Genomic DNA, 16,842 nt, shown 5'->3' with positions numbered 1-16,842 from the left:
TCATCCTTCGCCGCGTTCGGCCTGTTCCTGTCGGTAGACGACGTCGAGCAGCTCCATGACCAGGCGGCGGCGGTCGGGCGACAGCTCGCCCGCGCGCATCGCCATGAGCTGCGCGTCGCTGCCCGCGGCGAGCTCGTTGAGGCGGTTCTGCTCGTCCTGCAACGACTTCAGCTGCTCGTCGACGCGGTCGGTGACCTCGTCGTCGAAGAAGTAGCTCACGGGCACACCGAAGAAGCCTGCCAGTGCCTGCAGGTGCTTGAACGTCGGGTTGTCCTTCTTGCCCTTGCGCAGCTGCCAGATGTAGCTCTGCGAGATGGTCACGCCGGTGTCCGCGATGGCGGCCGCGACCTGCTCGTTGCTGTACTCCTGGCCGGAGCGGGAGGTGTGCCGGGCGAAGAGGTGGTTGAGCTTGTCAGCCAGGGACCGTTCCCCCGCCATTGCCGGCTCCCCCCGTTGCGCGCAGTGAGCGTTTCCACTCACGGAAAGGGCTATCTGGGTGACGGGATTTTCACCAGTTGAAACCCGTCCATTCGCCAACATAGACTCCTGGCGAGCCTGTCTCAACTGCGGTGAGGAGGAGCTCGGACATGGCGCTCGCCGAACGGCAGGGATCCTTTCACCGGACCGTGATCGACGTCGTCTACAAGACCATGAACCAGCTCGCGCGGACGGACTCGCCCAACGAGGTGTTCGAACTGCGCGAACAGCTGCGCGCCGCCCTGCCGTGGTGGCGGGGGCTGCTGCGGATGCACGAGCCGAACGAGCGGCACCGGTGCAAGTCCTGCCACACCTGGTACGGGGTGCACCGGCCCTGGCCGTGTCCCGTCTGGCGGGACGCGGTGTCGGCGTTGCACCAGCTCAACGACATGTACGGGTTCCTGGCGACGTCGCAGGCGGTGCGTCCGGCGCCGGGGGAGCGGGTGGTCGTGAGCAGTGCCGGCCGCTCCGGCGACCGGCACCACTCGCGGTCCTCCTAGCCCAGCCGGAAGCTCTGGGCGGCCGAGCCGTTGCAGGTCGCCTGCACCAGCTGCACGCCGTCACCGGTGCCGGCCGGTGCCGACAGGCACTTGCCGGAGTGGCGGGCGGTCAGCGTCGAGTAGCCGTCCGCGCCGGTGGTGACGCGCCACTGCTGGTTGGCGCCGCCGACGTAGTCCCACAGGTGGATGCCCGCACCGTCCGCGGTGGACACGTCGCTCACGTCCAGCACCTTGGCGGTGTCGTTGCGGTACTCGACGCGGGAGTAGCCGTCGCTCGTCGCCACCGCGCGGAAGTTCTGCGCGGTGGTGGAGTTGCAGGTGTACTGCTGGACGACGGTCCCGTTGCCGGTGCCGGCCGAGCGCGCGTCGACGCACTTGCCGTTGCCCTTGTTGACGAGCGTCCTCCACTGCGGCTGCGGTGGCTGCGTGCCGCCGCCGCCCAGCCACAGCAGGCTGTCGACGAGGAAGTTGTTCTGGTCGGGGCTCGCGAAGGTGGACGACAACGGCCGGTTGTTCGCGTAGTCCATCGCGTTGTGGCCGAAGTTGGCGTAGATCATCTTGAAGTTCCTGTTCGTCCACATGATGGGGTAGTAGCCGCTGCGCCACTGCTGGTCCGGGTCGGTGCCGAGCGGGAAGCTCGACGGGTCCACGCTCGCCAGGATCTGGATGTCCGGGTTCGTGCGCAGGTCGCGCGACCAGCTGTACCACTCGCTCACCGCCGAGGTGAACCGCTCCGGCAGGCGCAGGGTCGACGGGTGCGTGCGGGTCTCCACCTTCAGCGTCGCGGTGGTCGGGCCCCAGGTGTTGCTGACGAAGTTCCCCTTGCCCAGGAACGTGTTGTGGTACCACGACCACTCGTCGGCGTTCTGCGTGAACGCCGAGACGTGGAAGCCGAACCACGCGCCGCCGGCCTCCATGTACCGCTGGAACCCGGCGCGCTGGGCGCCGCTCGGCAGGTCGTCGAGGAAGACCACGACCTGCGCCTGGGCGGGGGTGAGGGTGGTCAGCCGGTTCCAGTCGGTCGTGGCCTCGTAGGTGAACCCGTTCTCCTGGGCGGCCCTGGCGAGCCAGGGGTTCGCCTCCTTCACGAACGAGATGTGGGCCAGGTCGTTGGTGCCGTAGTAGAAGCCGAGCACCTTGAACGACGCGGCCCGGGCCGGATGGGTTCCCGGAACCGAGGCCGGGACGAGGGTCGCGGCGAGCAAAGCCAGCAGTGCCACCAGTTTTCTTGCCATGCGGGCACACACCTTCTGTCGCAGGGGTTGCGCGCCCGAAGATCATCGTAGGGATGGTCCAGACCTGTTGGGGACCGGGACGTTCACAGAATTCGCTTGCGCCACACCATGAACCCGCCCAGCACGGCCAGGCCGCCCAGTGCCGCCACCACGGCGGACAGGCCGAACCTCATGGTGTCCGAAGGAGGTTGTTCGACGCTCGACGCAACGGGAACGGGTCGCGGCGTGCTCGGCTTCGGCGTGGAGGGCGCGGTGGTGCTCGACGTCGTGGTGGTCGTGGTCGTCGTCGCGGCCGGGACGGCCGGGACCTGCTTCACCTGCGGTGCGGGCGGAGGAGCCGCCACGGCGGGTGCGGGTGCGGGTTCGGGCGCCGCGATCTCGACGTCCGTGCACGAGTAGTAGGTGTCCGGGGTGTCGGTGTTCTGCCAGACGGTGTAGATCAGGTGCCGCCCGGTGCGGTCCTGCGGCAGCCGCACCTTGAACTCGTAGGAGCCGTTGACCAGAGGGGGACTGGGCACCGAGAGGAACTGCTCCAGGTCCGCCCACCGCAGCGGCTGCGCCGGCGAGTAGCCGTCGCGGGTCACGTAGAACCGGAACGAGCCCTGGTGCGGGATCGTCGCCCGGTAGGTGAAGTCCGTGCTCTTGAGCTTCGTCGCCGGCCACTCGGCGGTCGGCAGGTCGAGCCCGGCGTACTTGGGCAGCCCGGCGCTGCACAGCTTGCCGTCCGGCACGCGCGCGGCGTCCTGCCCCGCGACGTTCGGGAGCCGGATGTTGTCCCACTCCTTGGACGGCAACCCCGCCTGAACGGCGCTGCGGCAGGGCGAGGATGATGCTGTTGGCTGACCGGGCGAGCACAGGAAAGCCCTGCTCGCGGGGTCGGTGGGCGCGCCATGGGCGTGCGCGGGAACCGCGGAGAGCATCATGAGCAGCGTCAGAACGCCCACAAGGCGAAACACGAGCACCTCCCCTGTCTTTCCAGGAGTACGCGTGCCAGACCCGAGTCGTTCACGGAAGATCTGAGGAATGTCCTTCGCTGATGAGGTGTCCGCGGCCGCAGCCCGGCTCGGTGGAGTCGCCCGCACCACGCCGCTCGAGGTGAACCAGCGCCTGTCCGAGCGGACCGGCGCGCGGGTGTGGTTCAAGCGCGAGGACCTCCAGGTGGGCCGGTCGTACAAGCTGCGCGGCGCGTTCAACCTGCTCTGCCAGACCGACTTCGCGTTCGGCGGCGCGGTCTGCGCGTCGGCGGGCAACCACGGCCAGGGCATGGCCTACGCGTGCCGCCGCCTGGGCATCGAGGGCCGTGTGCACGTGCCCCGCACCACCCCGCGGCAGAAGCGCGACCGCATCTCCGCCCTGGGCCAGGGCATGGTCCAGCTGGTCGTCGACGGCGACACCTACGACGACGCGGCCGCGCTGGCCAAGGAGTACGCGCTGAGCACGGGCGCGACGCTGGTCCCCGCGTTCGACGACCGCCGCACGGTCGCCGGGCAGGGCACCGTCGGCCTGGAGATCGTGCAGCAGCTCGGCGGCGCGCCCGACGTGGTCGTGGTGCCGGTCGGTGGCGGCGGCCTGCTCTCGGGGGTGGGCACCTGGTTCGCCGAGCGCTTCCCGCGCACCCGCGTGATCGGCGTGGAGCCGGCGGGCGCGGCGAGCATGATCGCCGCCCTGCAGACGGGCCACCCGGTGACGCTGCCAGAGGTCGACTCGTTCGTCGACGGCGCGGCGGTCCGGCGGGCCGGTGACGTGACGTTCCCGATGGTGCGCGACAGCGGCGCCGAGCTGCTGAGCGTGTCCGAGGGCGCGGTGTGCACGGAGATGCTGGAGCTGTACCAGATCGACGGCATCATCGCCGAGCCCGCGGGCGCGCTGGCCTCGGCGGCGCTGCTGGAGGAGATCTCGGTGGCGCCCGACTCCACGGTCGTGTGCCTGCTCTCCGGCGGCAACAACGACGTCTCGCGCTACGCCGAGATCGTCGAGCGGTCCATGGTCCACCGCGGCCTGAAGCACTACTTCCTGGTGGAGTTCCCGCAGGAGCCTGGCGCGCTGCGCAGGTTCCTCGACGAGGTGCTCGGCAAGGACGACGACATCGTGCTGTTCGAGTACGTCAAGCGCGACAACCGGGAGACCGGCGCCGCGCTGGTGTGCATCGAGCTGGGCCGCCGTGAGGACTACGACCTGCTGTGGGGCCGGATGAAGGAGTCCCCGCTCAAGATCCAGCACGTGGCGCCGGGCACCACGGCCTACCGGTTCCTGATCTAGGGAGATGCCGGGCACCCCTGGTGTGAGGAGTGCCCGGCACCGGGACGAGGGTCACGGCTTCGGTGGGCAGGTCTTCCACGCGAAGTGGTAGGTCGTCTCGATCGACCCGTCCGTCGAGTCCATCGAGATGAAGCTGGTGGTCTTCTTCGGGTCCGAGGTGCCCGCGTTGACCCGCAGCTCCGTGTTGATGTTGAAGTTCCGCTTCTCGCCGCACGGGTGGTAGACGATCGCGGCGACGTCCGTCGTGTCGGTCGCCTGCCAGTTGTCGCTGAGCGGGCCCCGGTAGTCGTGCTGCATGGGGACCGTCTGCGACATGCCCTGGAAGTAGTAGCTGGCCTTCTGCATGGCCGTGGCGCCGCGTTCCAGGCTCGCGAACCCTCGGTAGTCGGTGGACGCGATGCCGTAGGTGAAGCCCGACGGCACGTTGACCCGCAGGTTCAGCTGACAGTTCTTTCTGAAGTCGGTCGGCCCGGCTCCTACGCCGACCTGCGCCGTGTACTGGCTGTAGGTGACGGTGAAGGCCTTGTTGTCCGGGCTGACGGCGACCGCGGCCGTTCCAGCCGGGCATCCCGACCCGTTGACTGTCACGACGTCGATGGTGATGATGCTGGGCGGAGGCGTGGTGCCGGGGGCGCCGCCGGGCGGGATGATGATGGTCGACATCGCGAGAGCGGCCGCAGCCACTGTGTTGAGCATGGGGCACCTTTCCGTCTGAGGTTCAACAATGCGCGGCGGCGGGAATGGGTGCCTGTCAGCAGCGCTTCCAGGAGAACTGGTACTTGGTGCTCACACTGCTGTCCGTGGAGTCCATGGTCATGAAGCTGGTGCCCTTCGACGCGGTGCCCGCGTTGACCCGCAGCTCGGTGTTGATGTTCAGGTGCCGGACTTCTCCGCACGGCGCGTAGATGATTTCCGACACCTGGGCGCGGTCGGTCGCCTGCCAGTTGTCGGTCAACGGGCCGTAGATGTTGTGGGTGCGGCTCGCCGTTTGGGACATGCCCTGGAAGTAGTAGTTTCCTTTTTCTGTGCCTGTCGCCCCCTGCTGCAGGCTGGCGAATCCGCGGTAGTCCGCCTGGGCGATGCCGAACGTGAAGCCCTGCGGATAGCTCACTCTGATGTTGAGCTGGCAGTTCTTCCGGAAATCTGTTGGCGACGAGCCCTGCCCCGCCTGGGCGAGGTACTGGCTGTAGGTGACCGTGAACGCCGTGCGGTCGTCCGCGGGGGCGACGGCGGCGGTGCCGGCCGGGCAGCCGGAACCGTTCACGGTGACGACGTCGATGGTGACGAAGTCCGGGACATCGGGAACAGCATTCGCTGCGGGCGCGGTGACCACCGCGGACAGAGTCAGGGCAGCAGCCAGCACCGTTTTCAGCATGGCCAGCCTTTCTTTCCAGAAGTGTGGTACCGGCGGCGGAAGTCAAACGATATCGGAAACCCTGTGTGGCGAAGGGCCGCCGTTCGGGTGACTGGATTTTTCGGAGATACTCGCCGGAAAGCGCGACTAATAGCACCCCCGAAATATTCGGCCGTGCGCGAACTATGCTCACCCACTGTGTGCCGAATTCACCTGACGATTGTCTGACGATCGCCGTTCGCTGGGCCGTTCGAGTGAACGGGGTGCGCGCCGCTCGGGCGCCGAGGTGATCTGGGCCGCATCCCGGGATGAAGCGGCCCCCGCCGGGCGTTGGAACGGGTGACCGACCTCTACTTCGCGGAGGAGTGCCCCTGATGGCTCCCGACCAGCTGACCGTCTACTCGACCTCGTGGTGCGGCTACTGCCGGATCCTGAAGAGCTCGCTCGACCGCGAGGGCATCGAGTACGTCGAGATCAACATCGAGGAGACGCCGGGCGCGGCCGACTTCGTGATGAGCGTGAACGGCGGCAACCGCACGGTGCCGACCGTTCACTTCCCGAACGGCAAGGCGCTCACCAACCCGTCGCTGGCCCAGGTCAAGGAACAGCTGGCGGCCTAGCCGTAGAGCTGCGCGGTCGTCGAGGCGCCGTCGAGCGCCTCGCGGATGATGTCCGCGTGCCCCGAGTGCTGGGCGGTCTCGCGCAGCACGTGCAGCACGATCCGCCGCGCTGACCACGGTGCGGGGTCCGGCTCCCACGGTGCCGGCGGCATCGGGATCATCTCGTCCAGCGAAGCGGCGCGCACGGCCTCGTCGGTCGCGCGCGCCGCTTCGGCGTAGGAGGCGAGCAACTCCTCGAACGAGCCGCCCTCCCAGGTGTACTGGCCGGTGTCGAGCATCCCGTCGGGCATACCCGGCCGTCCGGACAGGATGTGCGTGTAGGAGCGCTCACACCAGGTCAGGTGCTTGAGCAACCCGCCCAGCGTGAGCTCGCTGACGGTCGTGCGCTTCCTGGCGCCGGCCTCGGACAGGCCCCGCATCGCGATGAGGAAGACCCCGCGCTGGTCGTTGAGCATGTGCAGCAGTTCGTCGTGTTCCACGCCGGCGACGTTATGGCCGAACTAGGACGGATCGGGTCCTACTAGCAGTACAGGTTCCCGCCGGTCGGCACGCCGAGGATGCCGGCGAACTGCTGGTAGCTCGACACGCGGCTCTGCACCTGCGCCGGGTTGCGGCCGTCGCACTCCAGCGAACCGTTGATGCTGCGGATGGTCTGGCCGAAGCCGCTGCCGTTGACCATCGCGTCGTGGCCGGTCATGCTGCCCGGCCCGGTCTGCGTCATCCAGTACCAGAGCCCCGTCTTCCACGAGATCGCGGCGTCGTTCGCCACCTTCTCCGGGTGCCTGAGCAGGTCGTCGCCCATGTTGAGGGCCATGCCGGCCGCGTAGTAGTTGAAGTTCCACGACAGCTGGATCGGGCCGCGGCCGTAGTAGCCGTACGTTCCGGCGGGGCAGCCGTAGGGCTTGCTCTCGTCGCAGAGGTCGTTGTTCTTGTTGATCTCCTCGATGTAGACGAGGCCGCCGGTCTCGTGCGCGACGTTGGCGAGGAACGCCGCCGCCTCCTGCTTCTGCACGGTGTCGCCGCCGGTCTTCGCGAACGCGGGGTACGCGCTCATCGCGGCGACGAGCCCGCTGTAGCTGTAGAAGCCGTTGCGGTTGGGGAACATCTGGTTGAACTGGGCCTCGCTGACGACGAAGCCGCCGCCGCCACCTCCGCCCCCGCCGCCGTTGCAGGTGTACGGGTCCCAGTACCAGGTGGAAACCGTTGGGCTGTAACCGGGATTGTCGTGCTCGGCGATGTAGAAGCTGCCTTCGAACCTCACGATGGAACCGGCCGTGTACCACTGCCCCTGCACCCAGTCGGGGTAGCTGCAGGTGCCGCCGCCTCCGCCGCCGTCACAGTTGTACGGGTCCCAGTACCAGGTGGAAACCGTTGGGCTGTAACCAGGATTGTCGTGCTCGGCGATGTAGTACGCGCCCTGGTACCTCACCACGGCGCCGGCGACGTACCACTGGCCCTGGACCCAGTCGGTGAACGTGCAGGCCTGCGCCGACACGTCCGCCTGGGACGAAGCGGACGGTGTGATGACGGCCAGCGCCGCCGCCATCACACCTGCCGCGATAGACGCCAAGATGCGTTTTCTCAGCAATGTCACCCACTCCTGGAGTCTGCGCGCCCGAGGAATCAAGGATGTGAACAAGGCTGAGACTGGCACCGGTGGTCCAGACCAGTCAAGGGTCTAGACCTCTTCTGTCACGGGTCAGCAGTAGAGGTTGCCGCCCGGCGTCACGCCGATGATCCCGGTGAACTGCTGGTACTTCGACACGCGGCTCTGCACCTGCGCCGGGTTGCGGCCGTCGCATTCGAGGGAACCGTTGATGCTGCGAATGGTCTGGCCGAAGCCGCGCGAGTTGACCATGGCGTTGTGCGGCGTCATGGTGCCCGGTCCGCTCTGCGTCATCCAGTACCAGATGCCGGTCCGCCACGAGATGGTCGCGTTGGACGCCACCAAGCCCGGGCTGCGCAGCAGGTCGACCTTGAGGTAGTCGCCGGCGGCCTTGTAGTTGAAGTTCCACGAGAGCTGGATCGGGCCGCGGCCGTAGTAGGCCTTCGGGCCGGCGGGGCAGCCGTAGGGCTTGCTCTCGTCGCAGTAGTCCCCGGTCTTGTCGATCTCCTCGATGTACACCAGGCCGCCGGTCTCGTGCGAGACGTTGGCGAGGAACGCCGCGAGCTCCTGCTTCTTCACGGTGTCGCTGCCCTGGTTCGCGAACGAGCCGAACGTGGCCATCGCCGACTTCAGGCCGCTGTAGGTGTAGAAGCCGTTGCGGGCCGGGAACATGCGGTTGAACTGCGCTTCGGTGACGATGAACGGCGCTGCCGTCGCCGGCTGCACGAGGGTGAAGACCCCGAGCAGCGCGACGATCAGGGCGGCGGCGCGTGTCCTGGACATGGAGACCAACTCCTCAGAGCATCTGCGCGCCCACTGAGTGTTACCGCCTTCACCGTGGCAGGCGTGGTCCCCGAGCACAAGAGATGGTCTATACCTTTTAGGAGCCGGAGCCGTACGGCCTGGTGATGATCTCCAGCCGGTGGCCGTCCGGGTCGTCCCAGTAGACGCCGCGGCCGCCGTCGCTGCGGTTGATCTGCTTGTGCTGACCGTGGAACGGGTCCGCCCAGTAGTCGAGCCCGCGTTCGCGGATGCGGTCGAAGATCTGGTCGAACTCCTCCTCGGTGACCAGGAACGCGTAGTGCTGCACGGCGATCGGGTCGCTGGTCGTGATGTAGTCGAGCGAGACGCCGTTGGCGGCCTCGACGACGAGGAACGGGCCGAAGCGCACCGGTTCCGGCAGGCCGAGGAGCTCGGTCAGGAACCGCGCGGACCGCTCCTGGTCGGTGGCGTTCACGATGGTGTGGTTGAGCTGTACGGGCATACCTCCTGCCTACTCCGGTGTCAGGGACTTGTCAGCGCGAACGGCGATGATCCGCCCATGAAGAGAGGGATCATCGCCACCGCGTTCGTGCTGCTGGGGTTCGCCTTCCCCGGGATCGCCCACGCCGAGACGGTGCCGGGCTGCTCCAGTGCCGTCCAGATCGGCTCGACCGGGTACGTGAAGTACCGCGGCAACAACATCGCGTCGGTGAAGCAGTTCGCCGGCTGCGGGCACAACTACGGCTACGTCTACACCTGGGAGAGCTTCCGGTCCCAGATGGCGTCCGACCACCTGGGCTGGGGCCTCCAGGTCGGCGTGCTGACCTACAGCAGCGCGTCCGACCCGGAGCCCAACGCCATCAAGGGCGGCAACAGCACCCAGTACAGCCTCAAGGAGCTGTGGGGCAAGCCCGCCGACACCCTGAACGTCTGCACCACCGGCTACGGCATGGTGTCCATCCAGATGGGGGAGAACTACACCGCGGAGTCCAGCAGGCGGTGCTGATCAGCCCCTGATCGAGGTTGCTCGGCCGGTTCTCCACGAAGTTCGCGCAGAACGTCGTGCCGGCACCGGCCGAGTACGGCACCGCCGGTTGAGCGTGGCAACCTGGGCCGCAGTTGACCACGTGTTCGTGGCGTGGTCGAACCCCTTCACACAGGTGCGAGGAGAAGCGGCAACGCCGCGGCCGCTGCGCGCATCGCCGACCTCCGACGGGTGTCGGGGCGGCGGCGATCGGACAATACTGCGTCCATGCGGACACTGGTTGTAGCCGGGCTGTTACTGGGTCTAGCAGTCCCCGCACAGGCACAAACAGACGCAGACCCCTCGTCCCTCGTCAATCCCTTCGTCGGTACCCAGAACTTCGGCAACACCTTCCCCGGCGCCTCGGTGCCGTTCGGGATGGTGCAGGTCAGCCCTGACACGGGAGGTCAGGGCGGGTACGACTACAAGGCCGACTCCATCTACGGCTTCTCGCAGACGCACCTGTCGGGCGTCGGCTGCGGTGTCATGGGCGAGCTGCCCGTGATGCCGACGGTCGGGTCCGTCGACAACGTTGACATCAACGCCTACAAGTCGCCTTTCAGCCACTCGGACGAACTCGCCCAGCCCGGTCACTACCGTGTCGGGCTGTCCCGGTACGGGGTGAACGCCGAGCTCACGGCGACCGCCCGAACGGGGTGGCAGCGCTACACGTTCCCGTCCTCGTCGGCGGCCAACGTCCTGTTCAACACCGGACGGTCGAACCAGACCGTGCTGGACTCCGAGATCCACGTCGTGGGTGACCGGACCATCGAGGGCCGGGTGCGCAACGGCCGGTTCTGCGCGGGCAAGGACGAGCACACCGTGTACTTCACGGCGTCGTTCGACCGGCCGTTCTCGTCCTTCGGCTCCTGGCGGGGAAGCGTTCCCACGGCGGGTTCCCGTGACGCTGCCGGTACTGGGGGCAACGGCGCGTGGGTCACGTTCGACGCTTCCGCCGACCACGACGTCGTGCTGAAGATCGGGCTGTCCTACACCGGGCTGGAGGGCGCGCGGCGCAACCTCGCGGCGGAGGCGCCCTCCTACGACTTCGACGCGACCGCGACGGCGGCGCGGGAGATCTGGAAGAAGCAGCTCGACGCGGTGCGGGTGTCCGGCGGGTCCCGGGACCGGCAGGCCGCCTTCTTCACCGCGCTGTACCACTCGGTGCTGCACCCGAACCTCGCCGGTGACGTCGACGGCAGGTACATGGGTTTCGACGGGAAGGTGCGCACGGCTTCCGGTTACACGCCGTACCAGAACTTCTCGCTGTGGGACACGTACCGGCCGCAGAACCAGCTGTTGCAGATCCTCGAACCGCAGGTGGCGCGGGACGTCGCACTGTCCGTTGTGGCCAGTGGGCGGGACGGCGGCTGGTTGCCGCGCTGGGCGCTGGCCTCGTCCGAGACCAACATCATGACCGGTGACCCGGTGACGCCGTTCCTGGTCGAGGCGTGGTCGAAGGGGTTGTTGCGCGGGCACGAGGAGGAGGCGTACCAGCTGTTGCGCACCAACGCGCTGTCGTTGCCTCCCGCCTCATCGCCTTACAACGGCCGGTCCGGCGTCGCGTACTACTCGGACCGCGGCTACATCCCGTCCGGGCTGAAGCTGGGCACGGACTGCGCGCACAAGGGCGGCGACAACGACTGCGTGCACCCGGCGTCGGCCACGCTGGAGTACTCGGCGGCGGACGCCTCGCTCGCGTTGATGGCACGCGGTCTGGGCCACGGCGCCGACGCGCGGATGTTCGCCGACCGCGGCCAGTGGTACCGCAACCTGTGGGACTCGTCCATCGGCCAGTTCCGGCCGCGCACGGTCGCCGGCACCTGGCTCACCCCGTACAACCCGGTCGACGCGTCGCACCAGTTCCACGAGGGCGGCGCCTACCAGTACCAGTGGCTGGTCCCGCAGGACCCGGCCGGGCTGGTGTCGCTCATGGGCGGCCGCAAGGCGTCGGAGAAGCGCCTGGACGACTTCTTCGCCTACGAGAAGCTGCTGGTGGACCCCGCGGGCACCGCGCGGCACGACTGGATCACCGAACCGTACGACTACTACGGCAAACCGACCTACAACCCGAACAACGAGCCCGACCTGCTCGCGCCGTACATGTACCTGTGGACGGGCACGCCGTGGAAGGCCGCGACGGTCGTGCGGGCGGCGATGACGTTGTTCACGACCGGCCCGGACGGCATGACCGGCAACGACGACCTGGGCACGATGTCGGCCTGGTACGTCTTCTCGTCGCTGGGCCTGTACCCGACGTTCAGCGGCTCGGACTTCCTGGCCCTGTCCTCACCGCAGTTCCCGTCCGCGACCGTCCGAATCGGACAGTACGGGTCGCAGGGCGGCACGCTGGTGGTGTCGGCGCCGAACGTCTCGGACTCGGTCCGGTACGTGCAGTCCGCTTCGCTGAACGGGCGTGACGTGCGCAGGACCTGGCTCGGCTGGTCCTCGGTGCGGCACGGCGGGAAGCTCTCGTACGAGGTGTCCGCGAAGCCTTCGTCTTGGGGCACCGGGCGTTCCGACGAGCCGCCGTCGCTCAACGACGGCAAGCCGGACTCGCGGCGTGCGGTGTCCGCGTCGTTGCGCGACACCGAGATCGTCATGCCGACTTCGGACGCCGCGCAGTCGCTGACGTTGCAGCTCGACGTGCTGGCGCAGTCGCCGTCCGCCGTGCCGGTGCGGCCTTCCGTCACCGCGCCGGACGGGTGGCAGGTGAGCGGTGCGACGCCGTTCGTGATCGTGTCGCGGCACCTGCCCACGCAGAAGACCGTGCCGTTGACGGTCACCGTGCCCGCCGGTACCCCGGTGGGGTCGTATCCCGTCTCGGTCTCGGTCGGGGACGTGTCCGTGAAGGCCGTGGTCGAGGTGAAACCGGCGGCGGTGTGCGCGTTCTCGTCGTGTTCGGTCGACGTCGGTCCGGAGCGCAACCACGACGGAACGGCCACTGTGGACGCTCCGGCGTCCGGTGACTTCGACGGTGGCGGCTGGAGTTACGACGCGGCGCTGCTGCCCCCGGCCGGACCGGTGACGTGGGGCGGGATCACCTACCAGGCACCGGACCCGTCCGGGACGGCGCCGAACTTCGTCGAAGCCCGCGGGCAGGGCCTGTTGTTGCCCGCCGGGCAGTTCTCGTGGCTGCACTTCGTCGGTGCGTCGTACAACGGACCGGTGTCGACGGCGTTCACCGTCTGGTACACGGACGGCACGTCGGCCGAGGTCGCGGCCTCGGTGCCGGACTGGGCCGGCGGCGGTCCCGTGGTGCTGGAGATGCCGCACCGGATCAAGGCGGGCAAGGGGGTGGACGGGCCGGCGGTCCGGTTGTTCGGGCAGTCGTTGCGGCTGGACCCGGGCAAGACCGTCAGGTCGGTGACACTGCCGAATGATCCGCGAGTGGAGCTGTACGCGCTCACACTTGCCTGATGCGACGACTGAGCAGCAGTCCACGATCGAACGTCTGGGTGTCCGGCGACCGCGTCATCAAGCAGGTCGTCGGCACCCAGGCGGTGTTCGAGCGCGAGATCACCGCGTTGCGCCTGGCAGAGCACACCGGCGTGGTGCCCCGCGTCCTCGACGTCGATCACGAGAAGCAGACCGTCGTGCTCGAACGCCTCCGCTCCGATCGCCCGAAGACGGACTGGATGATCGACTACGCCCAGGCGCTGGCGAAGCTGCACGCCGCCACCGGGCCCGAACACGCCGGGCTCCTGCCGCGGCAGGAGATCCCGGACCCGGAACCGTTCCTGCGGTTCGCGCGGGCGCTCGGCGTCGAGACCGGCGACGCCGAGGACGAACTGGCCTTCGAGGACACCGGGAGGTTCGACCTGCTGCACGGCGACCCGTGTCCTGGCAACGACATGTACTCGGAGCAGGGCGCGAGGTTCGTCGACCTGGAGGGCGCGGCGCTCGGTGACGGCGTGACCGAGCTGGTCTACCTGCGGATCGGATTCCCGACCTGCGCGTTGGTCAGCGAGACGCCTCGGGGGCTGCGCGAGGCCGCCGAGCAGGCCTACTTCGCCGAACGCGGCCACCGGACGGGACTGGAGGACGCGTGCGTGCGGTGGCTGGTGCAGGGCGACGCGCTGGTGCAGCGGGCTGAGCGGGACGGCACCGACCACCTCGCGAGGGCCGTCGACCAGGACTGGAAGTGGGTGAGCACGACGGCGCGCGGCCGGTTGATGTACCGGGCGCGCGTGGTGGCGGAGCTCACGGAGACGCATCCGAAGACGAGCCGGTTGGCGCGACGGTTGCACGAGCGGATGACCCGGCTGTGGCGCGAGCCGAGGATTCCGGTGCGCCGCACGCACCGGTCATGACCAGGCGGACAGCTTCAGGCCCGAGGTGAAGGAGCGTTCCTCGCCCGTGACGGGGTCCACAAAGGACAGCGTGCGGGCGAGGAGCTGCAACGGCGACGAGAAGTCGTCCAGCGGGCGTTCCCGCAGCACGGGGTAGAAGTCGTCGTTCACGATCGGCACACCCAGCCCGGACATGTGCAGGCGCAGCTGGTGGGTGCGGCCGGTCAGCGGCCTCAGGTGGTAGCGGCCCAGGCCGTCGCGGTGCTCCACAAGGGACACGTGCGTCTCGGCGTTCGGCGGGCCGTCGACCTCGAAGGCGGTGATGATGCCGCGTTCCTTGATGATCCGCGAACGCACGACGGTGGGGAGGTCGAGCTCGGCGGAGTACGGGGCGATGGCCTCGTACTCCTTGGACACCAGGCGGTCGCGGAACATCGTCTGGTACTTGCCCCGCAGCTCACGCCGCACCACGAAGAGCACGAGACCGGCTGTGACGCGGTCCAGCCGGTGCGCGGGGGAGAGGTCGGGCAGGCCGAGCGAGTCGCGCAGGCGGACCAGCGCGGTCTGCATGATGTGCTGCCCGCGCGGGATCGTGGCGAGGAAGTGCGGCTTGTCGGCCACCACGATGTCGTCGTCCTGGTGCACGACGCCCACCTCGAACGGCACCGGCACCTCGACGGGCAGGTCGCGGTGGAACCAGATGTAGGAGTCGGGCACGAACGGCGCGTCGACGCCGAGCGGGCCGGACACGTCCCAGATCCGTTCCTCGCGCAGCATCTCCTCGATCCGCGCCGGTGCCACGCGGGGCAGGCGCTCCACGAGGTGGTCGCGCAGGGACGGCCACTCGCCCTCGGGTGGCAGCTTTAGCCGTGCGGCGTCCAGGCCGTTGCGCTGGGGGAGCGGGGAGGAGGGTTTGCGTCTCATCGCACCGCCAGTCTAAACGGTCGGAAAAACCGAACGACACCGCTCGGAAACATTCGCTGTACCGAAGGGACGGCAGGGCTGAAGCTGGGCGCATGGCAGTCTTCCTGGTCCTCGGTTCGGTCGTCTCGCTGCAGTTCGGCGCGGCGTTCGCCAGTCAGCTCTTCGGGCAGATCGGCGCGCCCGGCGCCACGGCGTTGCGGCTCGGCATCGCGGCGCTGCTGCTGGCGGCCGTCACCAAACCGAGGTTCCGCCAGGAGACCGTCGTGCTCGGCCTCACCATGGCGGGCATGAACGGCACGTTCTACCTGGCGTTGGACCGGATCCCGCTCGGCGTGGCGGTGACGATCGAGTTCCTCGGGCCGTTGGGCGTCGCGGCGGTCCTGAGCAGGCGGGCCAGGGACTTCGCGTGGGTCGGCCTCGCGCTCGCCGGTGTCCTGGTCCTGGGCGTGCGCGAGTACACGGGCGCGCGCCTGGACCTGATCGGGGTGGTGCTCGCGCTGTTCGCGGCGGTGTTCTGGGCCTGCTACGTGCTGGCCGGGCGCAGGCTCGCGACCGAGGGGCTCGGCACCGGCGGGCTCGCCGGCGCCAGCCTGATCGCGGCCGCGCTCACGTTGCCGTACGGGCTTTCCACGGCCGGTGCGGCGTTGTTCGAGCCCAGGGTCCTGCTGCTGGGCGCGGTGGTGGCGCTGCTGGCGTCCGCGATCCCCTACACGCTGGAGATCCGGGCGTTGAAGACGTTGCAGGCCGGCACGTTCGGCGTCGCGCTGGCGCTGGAACCCGCCGCCGCGGCGCTGGCCGGTGCCGTGCTGCTCGGGCAGCACCTGGGCCTGGTCTCGTTGTGCGCCATCGCGCTGGTGATCACAGCGGGGGTTGGAGCAGCGCTGTCGACAGCGCCAGCGTCTCGCGAAACGCCCGCACCGCGGGATGCTGACCTCGTCCTGCCCGTGCCGCAGTGAACAGCAGCCGCGATTGGGGCGCCGGCAGCTCGTGCAGGTCGACGGTGACCTCGCGGTCGTACCAGACCAGGTCCGGCAGCAGCGCGACCGCGAGACCGCGTTCCACGAACCGCAGCTTCACCAGCACGTCCGTCGACGAGAACCGCACGTCCGGTTCGAAGCCGTTGTGGCGGCACCAGTTCACGTTGAACGTCCGCTGCGGGAAGCCCTCCGGTTCCATGATCCACGGACAGGACTCGATCTCGGCGGCCGGCAGTCCACGTGGGACGGCCAGCCGGATCGGGTCCCGGCACACCTCCCGGTACTCCAGCCCGCTGAACCTGGCCTCCGGCTGGTCCGGCCACTCCTCCACGAACACGAGGTCGAAGTCCCTCGCGTTCAAGGCGGAAAGCGCTTCCGCGGGGTCGAGCACCCCGAACTCGATCCGAAGTGACGGATGCTCATCTCGCATGCGCGCCAGCGTCGCCGGGATCAGCGCGAGGGCCGCGGTCTGGAACGTCGCGACCCGCAGCGTGCCGGTGATCTCGTGCAGCGACGCGGCGACCTCGGACTCGGCCTGCTCCAGCCGCGCGAGCACCTCTTCGGTGTGCCGCACCAGGATCTCGGCCTGAGGGGTGAGCCTCACCCGCCTTCCGACCGGTTCCAGCAACGGCACGCCGACCTCGGTCTCCAGCAACGAGAGCTGCTGCGACACCGAGGAAGGGCTGTAACTCAGCGCCTGGGCGACGGCGGCGAGCGTGCCGCGCCGGGAGAGTTCGCGGAGCAGCCGCAGCCGATGAAGGTCGAACATCGGATCATTATCGGCTACGCTGCCGTTACCGCCCCCTGAGAAA

18 protein-coding genes are annotated in these 16,842 nt (G+C 68.6%); 7 read left to right on the top strand and 11 right to left on the bottom strand.

What is annotated here, in order from left to right; translation table 11 throughout:
* The gene (locus ACWEIJ_RS06895; RefSeq protein WP_449836212.1) at nt 1-438 is read right to left on the bottom strand and encodes a helix-turn-helix domain-containing protein; all 438 of its coding nucleotides are present in this window, start codon (nt 436-438) and stop codon (nt 1-3) included.
* A gap of 149 nt (nt 439-587) precedes the next feature.
* Between ACWEIJ_RS06895 and ACWEIJ_RS06890 the strand changes: the two genes are divergently transcribed.
* Nucleotides 588-977: a hypothetical protein gene (locus tag ACWEIJ_RS06890; protein ID WP_449836211.1), complete on the top strand. Its 390-nt coding sequence runs from the start codon at nt 588-590 to the stop codon at nt 975-977.
* Here the strand turns inward: ACWEIJ_RS06890 and ACWEIJ_RS06885 are convergent.
* Both ACWEIJ_RS06885 and ACWEIJ_RS06880 read right to left on the bottom strand, forming a co-directional pair.
* Nucleotides 974-2,212, bottom strand: a complete 1,239-nt coding sequence (locus ACWEIJ_RS06885; protein WP_449836210.1) for a ThuA domain-containing protein — start codon at nt 2,210-2,212, stop codon at nt 974-976. The two genes, ACWEIJ_RS06890 and ACWEIJ_RS06885, sit on opposite strands and share 4 nt — an antisense overlap.
* 83 nt (nt 2,213-2,295) lie before the next feature.
* On the bottom strand, nt 2,296-3,168 hold the full coding sequence (locus tag ACWEIJ_RS06880) for a lytic polysaccharide monooxygenase auxiliary activity family 9 protein (RefSeq protein WP_449836209.1): 873 nt from the start codon (nt 3,166-3,168) through the stop codon (nt 2,296-2,298).
* 67 nt (nt 3,169-3,235) lie between these two features.
* Here ACWEIJ_RS06880 and ilvA point away from each other — a divergent pair, with 67 nt between their 5' ends.
* On the top strand, nt 3,236-4,471 hold the full coding sequence (ilvA, locus tag ACWEIJ_RS06875) for a threonine ammonia-lyase IlvA (protein ID WP_449836208.1): 1,236 nt from the start codon (nt 3,236-3,238) through the stop codon (nt 4,469-4,471).
* A 51-nt stretch (nt 4,472-4,522) separates the two neighbouring features.
* Here the strand turns inward: ilvA and ACWEIJ_RS06870 are convergent, their stop codons facing one another.
* Together ACWEIJ_RS06870 and ACWEIJ_RS06865 are read right to left on the bottom strand one after the other, a co-directional pair.
* Nucleotides 4,523-5,167 carry a DUF4360 domain-containing protein gene (locus tag ACWEIJ_RS06870; RefSeq protein ID WP_449836207.1) on the bottom strand — a complete coding sequence of 215 codons (645 nt, stop codon included), beginning with the start codon at nt 5,165-5,167 and terminating at the stop codon, nt 4,523-4,525.
* Nucleotides 5,168-5,222: 55 nt separating this feature from the next.
* A complete protein-coding gene (locus tag ACWEIJ_RS06865) occupies nt 5,223-5,846 on the bottom strand; it encodes a DUF4360 domain-containing protein (protein ID WP_449836206.1) in 624 nt (207 codons plus the stop codon).
* A 353-nt stretch (nt 5,847-6,199) separates the two neighbouring features.
* Between ACWEIJ_RS06865 and ACWEIJ_RS06860 the strand changes: the two genes are divergently transcribed.
* Nucleotides 6,200-6,445 carry a mycoredoxin gene (locus tag ACWEIJ_RS06860; RefSeq protein WP_355446971.1) on the top strand — a complete coding sequence of 82 codons (246 nt, stop codon included), beginning with the start codon at nt 6,200-6,202 and terminating at the stop codon, nt 6,443-6,445.
* Here the strand turns inward: ACWEIJ_RS06860 and ACWEIJ_RS06855 are convergent.
* From ACWEIJ_RS06855 to ACWEIJ_RS06840, 4 genes are all read right to left on the bottom strand, one after another.
* Nucleotides 6,442-6,924 (bottom strand): DinB family protein, encoded by a 483-nt coding sequence (locus ACWEIJ_RS06855; protein WP_449836205.1) that lies wholly within the window; start codon nt 6,922-6,924, stop codon nt 6,442-6,444. The two genes, ACWEIJ_RS06860 and ACWEIJ_RS06855, sit on opposite strands and share 4 nt — an antisense overlap.
* Before the next feature lie 41 nt (nt 6,925-6,965).
* Nucleotides 6,966-7,991, bottom strand: coding sequence for a chitinase (locus ACWEIJ_RS06850; protein WP_449836204.1), 1,026 nt, complete (start codon nt 7,989-7,991; stop codon nt 6,966-6,968).
* Between the two features lie 153 nt (nt 7,992-8,144).
* Nucleotides 8,145-8,834 carry a chitinase gene (locus ACWEIJ_RS06845; RefSeq protein WP_449836203.1) on the bottom strand — a complete coding sequence of 230 codons (690 nt, stop codon included), beginning with the start codon at nt 8,832-8,834 and terminating at the stop codon, nt 8,145-8,147.
* Between the two features lie 97 nt (nt 8,835-8,931).
* Nucleotides 8,932-9,315, bottom strand: coding sequence for a VOC family protein (locus ACWEIJ_RS06840; RefSeq protein WP_449836202.1), 384 nt, complete (start codon nt 9,313-9,315; stop codon nt 8,932-8,934).
* Nucleotides 9,316-9,372: 57 nt separating this feature from the next.
* Here ACWEIJ_RS06840 and ACWEIJ_RS06835 point away from each other — a divergent pair, with 57 nt between their 5' ends.
* The 3 genes from ACWEIJ_RS06835 to ACWEIJ_RS06825 all read left to right on the top strand — a co-directional run bounded on the left by ACWEIJ_RS06835 (nt 9,373) and on the right by ACWEIJ_RS06825 (nt 14,150).
* Nucleotides 9,373-9,819 carry a hypothetical protein gene (locus ACWEIJ_RS06835; RefSeq protein WP_449836201.1) on the top strand — a complete coding sequence of 149 codons (447 nt, stop codon included), beginning with the start codon at nt 9,373-9,375 and terminating at the stop codon, nt 9,817-9,819.
* A 246-nt stretch (nt 9,820-10,065) separates the two neighbouring features.
* Nucleotides 10,066-13,257 carry a GH92 family glycosyl hydrolase gene (locus ACWEIJ_RS06830; protein WP_449836200.1) on the top strand — a complete coding sequence of 1,064 codons (3,192 nt, stop codon included), beginning with the start codon at nt 10,066-10,068 and terminating at the stop codon, nt 13,255-13,257.
* Entirely contained in the window at nt 13,257-14,150 is an 894-nt protein-coding gene (locus tag ACWEIJ_RS06825) for a phosphotransferase (protein WP_449836199.1), read from the top strand. Before ACWEIJ_RS06830 ends, ACWEIJ_RS06825 begins: the two co-directional genes overlap by 1 nt.
* On the opposite strand, the gene ACWEIJ_RS06820 is transcribed toward ACWEIJ_RS06825, so the two are convergent.
* Nucleotides 14,145-15,053 (bottom strand): RluA family pseudouridine synthase, encoded by a 909-nt coding sequence (locus ACWEIJ_RS06820; protein ID WP_449836198.1) that lies wholly within the window; start codon nt 15,051-15,053, stop codon nt 14,145-14,147. The two genes, ACWEIJ_RS06825 and ACWEIJ_RS06820, sit on opposite strands and share 6 nt — an antisense overlap.
* 92 nt (nt 15,054-15,145) lie before the next feature.
* Between ACWEIJ_RS06820 and ACWEIJ_RS06815 the strand changes: the two genes are divergently transcribed.
* Nucleotides 15,146-16,009: an EamA family transporter gene (locus tag ACWEIJ_RS06815; protein WP_449836197.1), complete on the top strand. Its 864-nt coding sequence runs from the start codon at nt 15,146-15,148 to the stop codon at nt 16,007-16,009.
* Here ACWEIJ_RS06815 and ACWEIJ_RS06810 read toward each other — a convergent pair.
* Nucleotides 15,912-16,799 (bottom strand): LysR family transcriptional regulator, encoded by an 888-nt coding sequence (locus tag ACWEIJ_RS06810; protein WP_449836196.1) that lies wholly within the window; start codon nt 16,797-16,799, stop codon nt 15,912-15,914. The two genes, ACWEIJ_RS06815 and ACWEIJ_RS06810, sit on opposite strands and share 98 nt — an antisense overlap.
* Nucleotides 16,800-16,842: the final 43 nt, after the last annotated feature.

Source organism: Lentzea sp. NPDC004789 (assembly GCF_053601075.1).
Note: the sequence above shows the minus strand (reverse complement) of the source record. Positions and strands in the feature narration are given on the sequence as shown.

Excerpts from the sequence above, each read along its gene's own strand:
- ACWEIJ_RS06820 (WP_449836198.1), bottom strand. The coding sequence starts at position 15,053 with ATGAGACGCAAACCCTCCTCCCCGCTCCCCCAGCGCAACGGCCTGGAC.
- ACWEIJ_RS06865 (WP_449836206.1), bottom strand. The coding sequence starts at position 5,846 with ATGCTGAAAACGGTGCTGGCTGCTGCCCTGACTCTGTCCGCGGTGGTC.
- ACWEIJ_RS06870 (WP_449836207.1), bottom strand. The coding sequence starts at position 5,167 with ATGCTCAACACAGTGGCTGCGGCCGCTCTCGCGATGTCGACCATCATC.
- ACWEIJ_RS06830 (WP_449836200.1), top strand. The coding sequence starts at position 10,066 with ATGCGGACACTGGTTGTAGCCGGGCTGTTACTGGGTCTAGCAGTCCCC.
- ACWEIJ_RS06810 (WP_449836196.1), bottom strand. The coding sequence starts at position 16,799 with ATGTTCGACCTTCATCGGCTGCGGCTGCTCCGCGAACTCTCCCGGCGC.
- ACWEIJ_RS06860 (WP_355446971.1), top strand. The coding sequence starts at position 6,200 with ATGGCTCCCGACCAGCTGACCGTCTACTCGACCTCGTGGTGCGGCTAC.
- ACWEIJ_RS06850 (WP_449836204.1), bottom strand. The coding sequence starts at position 7,991 with ATGGCGGCGGCGCTGGCCGTCATCACACCGTCCGCTTCGTCCCAGGCG.
- ACWEIJ_RS06890 (WP_449836211.1), top strand. The coding sequence starts at position 588 with ATGGCGCTCGCCGAACGGCAGGGATCCTTTCACCGGACCGTGATCGAC.
- ACWEIJ_RS06845 (WP_449836203.1), bottom strand. The coding sequence starts at position 8,834 with ATGTCCAGGACACGCGCCGCCGCCCTGATCGTCGCGCTGCTCGGGGTC.
- ACWEIJ_RS06885 (WP_449836210.1), bottom strand. The coding sequence starts at position 2,212 with ATGGCAAGAAAACTGGTGGCACTGCTGGCTTTGCTCGCCGCGACCCTC.
- ACWEIJ_RS06840 (WP_449836202.1), bottom strand. The coding sequence starts at position 9,315 with ATGCCCGTACAGCTCAACCACACCATCGTGAACGCCACCGACCAGGAG.
- ACWEIJ_RS06825 (WP_449836199.1), top strand. The coding sequence starts at position 13,257 with ATGCGACGACTGAGCAGCAGTCCACGATCGAACGTCTGGGTGTCCGGC.
- ACWEIJ_RS06815 (WP_449836197.1), top strand. The coding sequence starts at position 15,146 with ATGGCAGTCTTCCTGGTCCTCGGTTCGGTCGTCTCGCTGCAGTTCGGC.
- ACWEIJ_RS06895 (WP_449836212.1), bottom strand. The coding sequence starts at position 438 with ATGGCGGGGGAACGGTCCCTGGCTGACAAGCTCAACCACCTCTTCGCC.
- ACWEIJ_RS06835 (WP_449836201.1), top strand. The coding sequence starts at position 9,373 with ATGAAGAGAGGGATCATCGCCACCGCGTTCGTGCTGCTGGGGTTCGCC.
- ilvA (WP_449836208.1), top strand. The coding sequence starts at position 3,236 with ATGTCCTTCGCTGATGAGGTGTCCGCGGCCGCAGCCCGGCTCGGTGGA.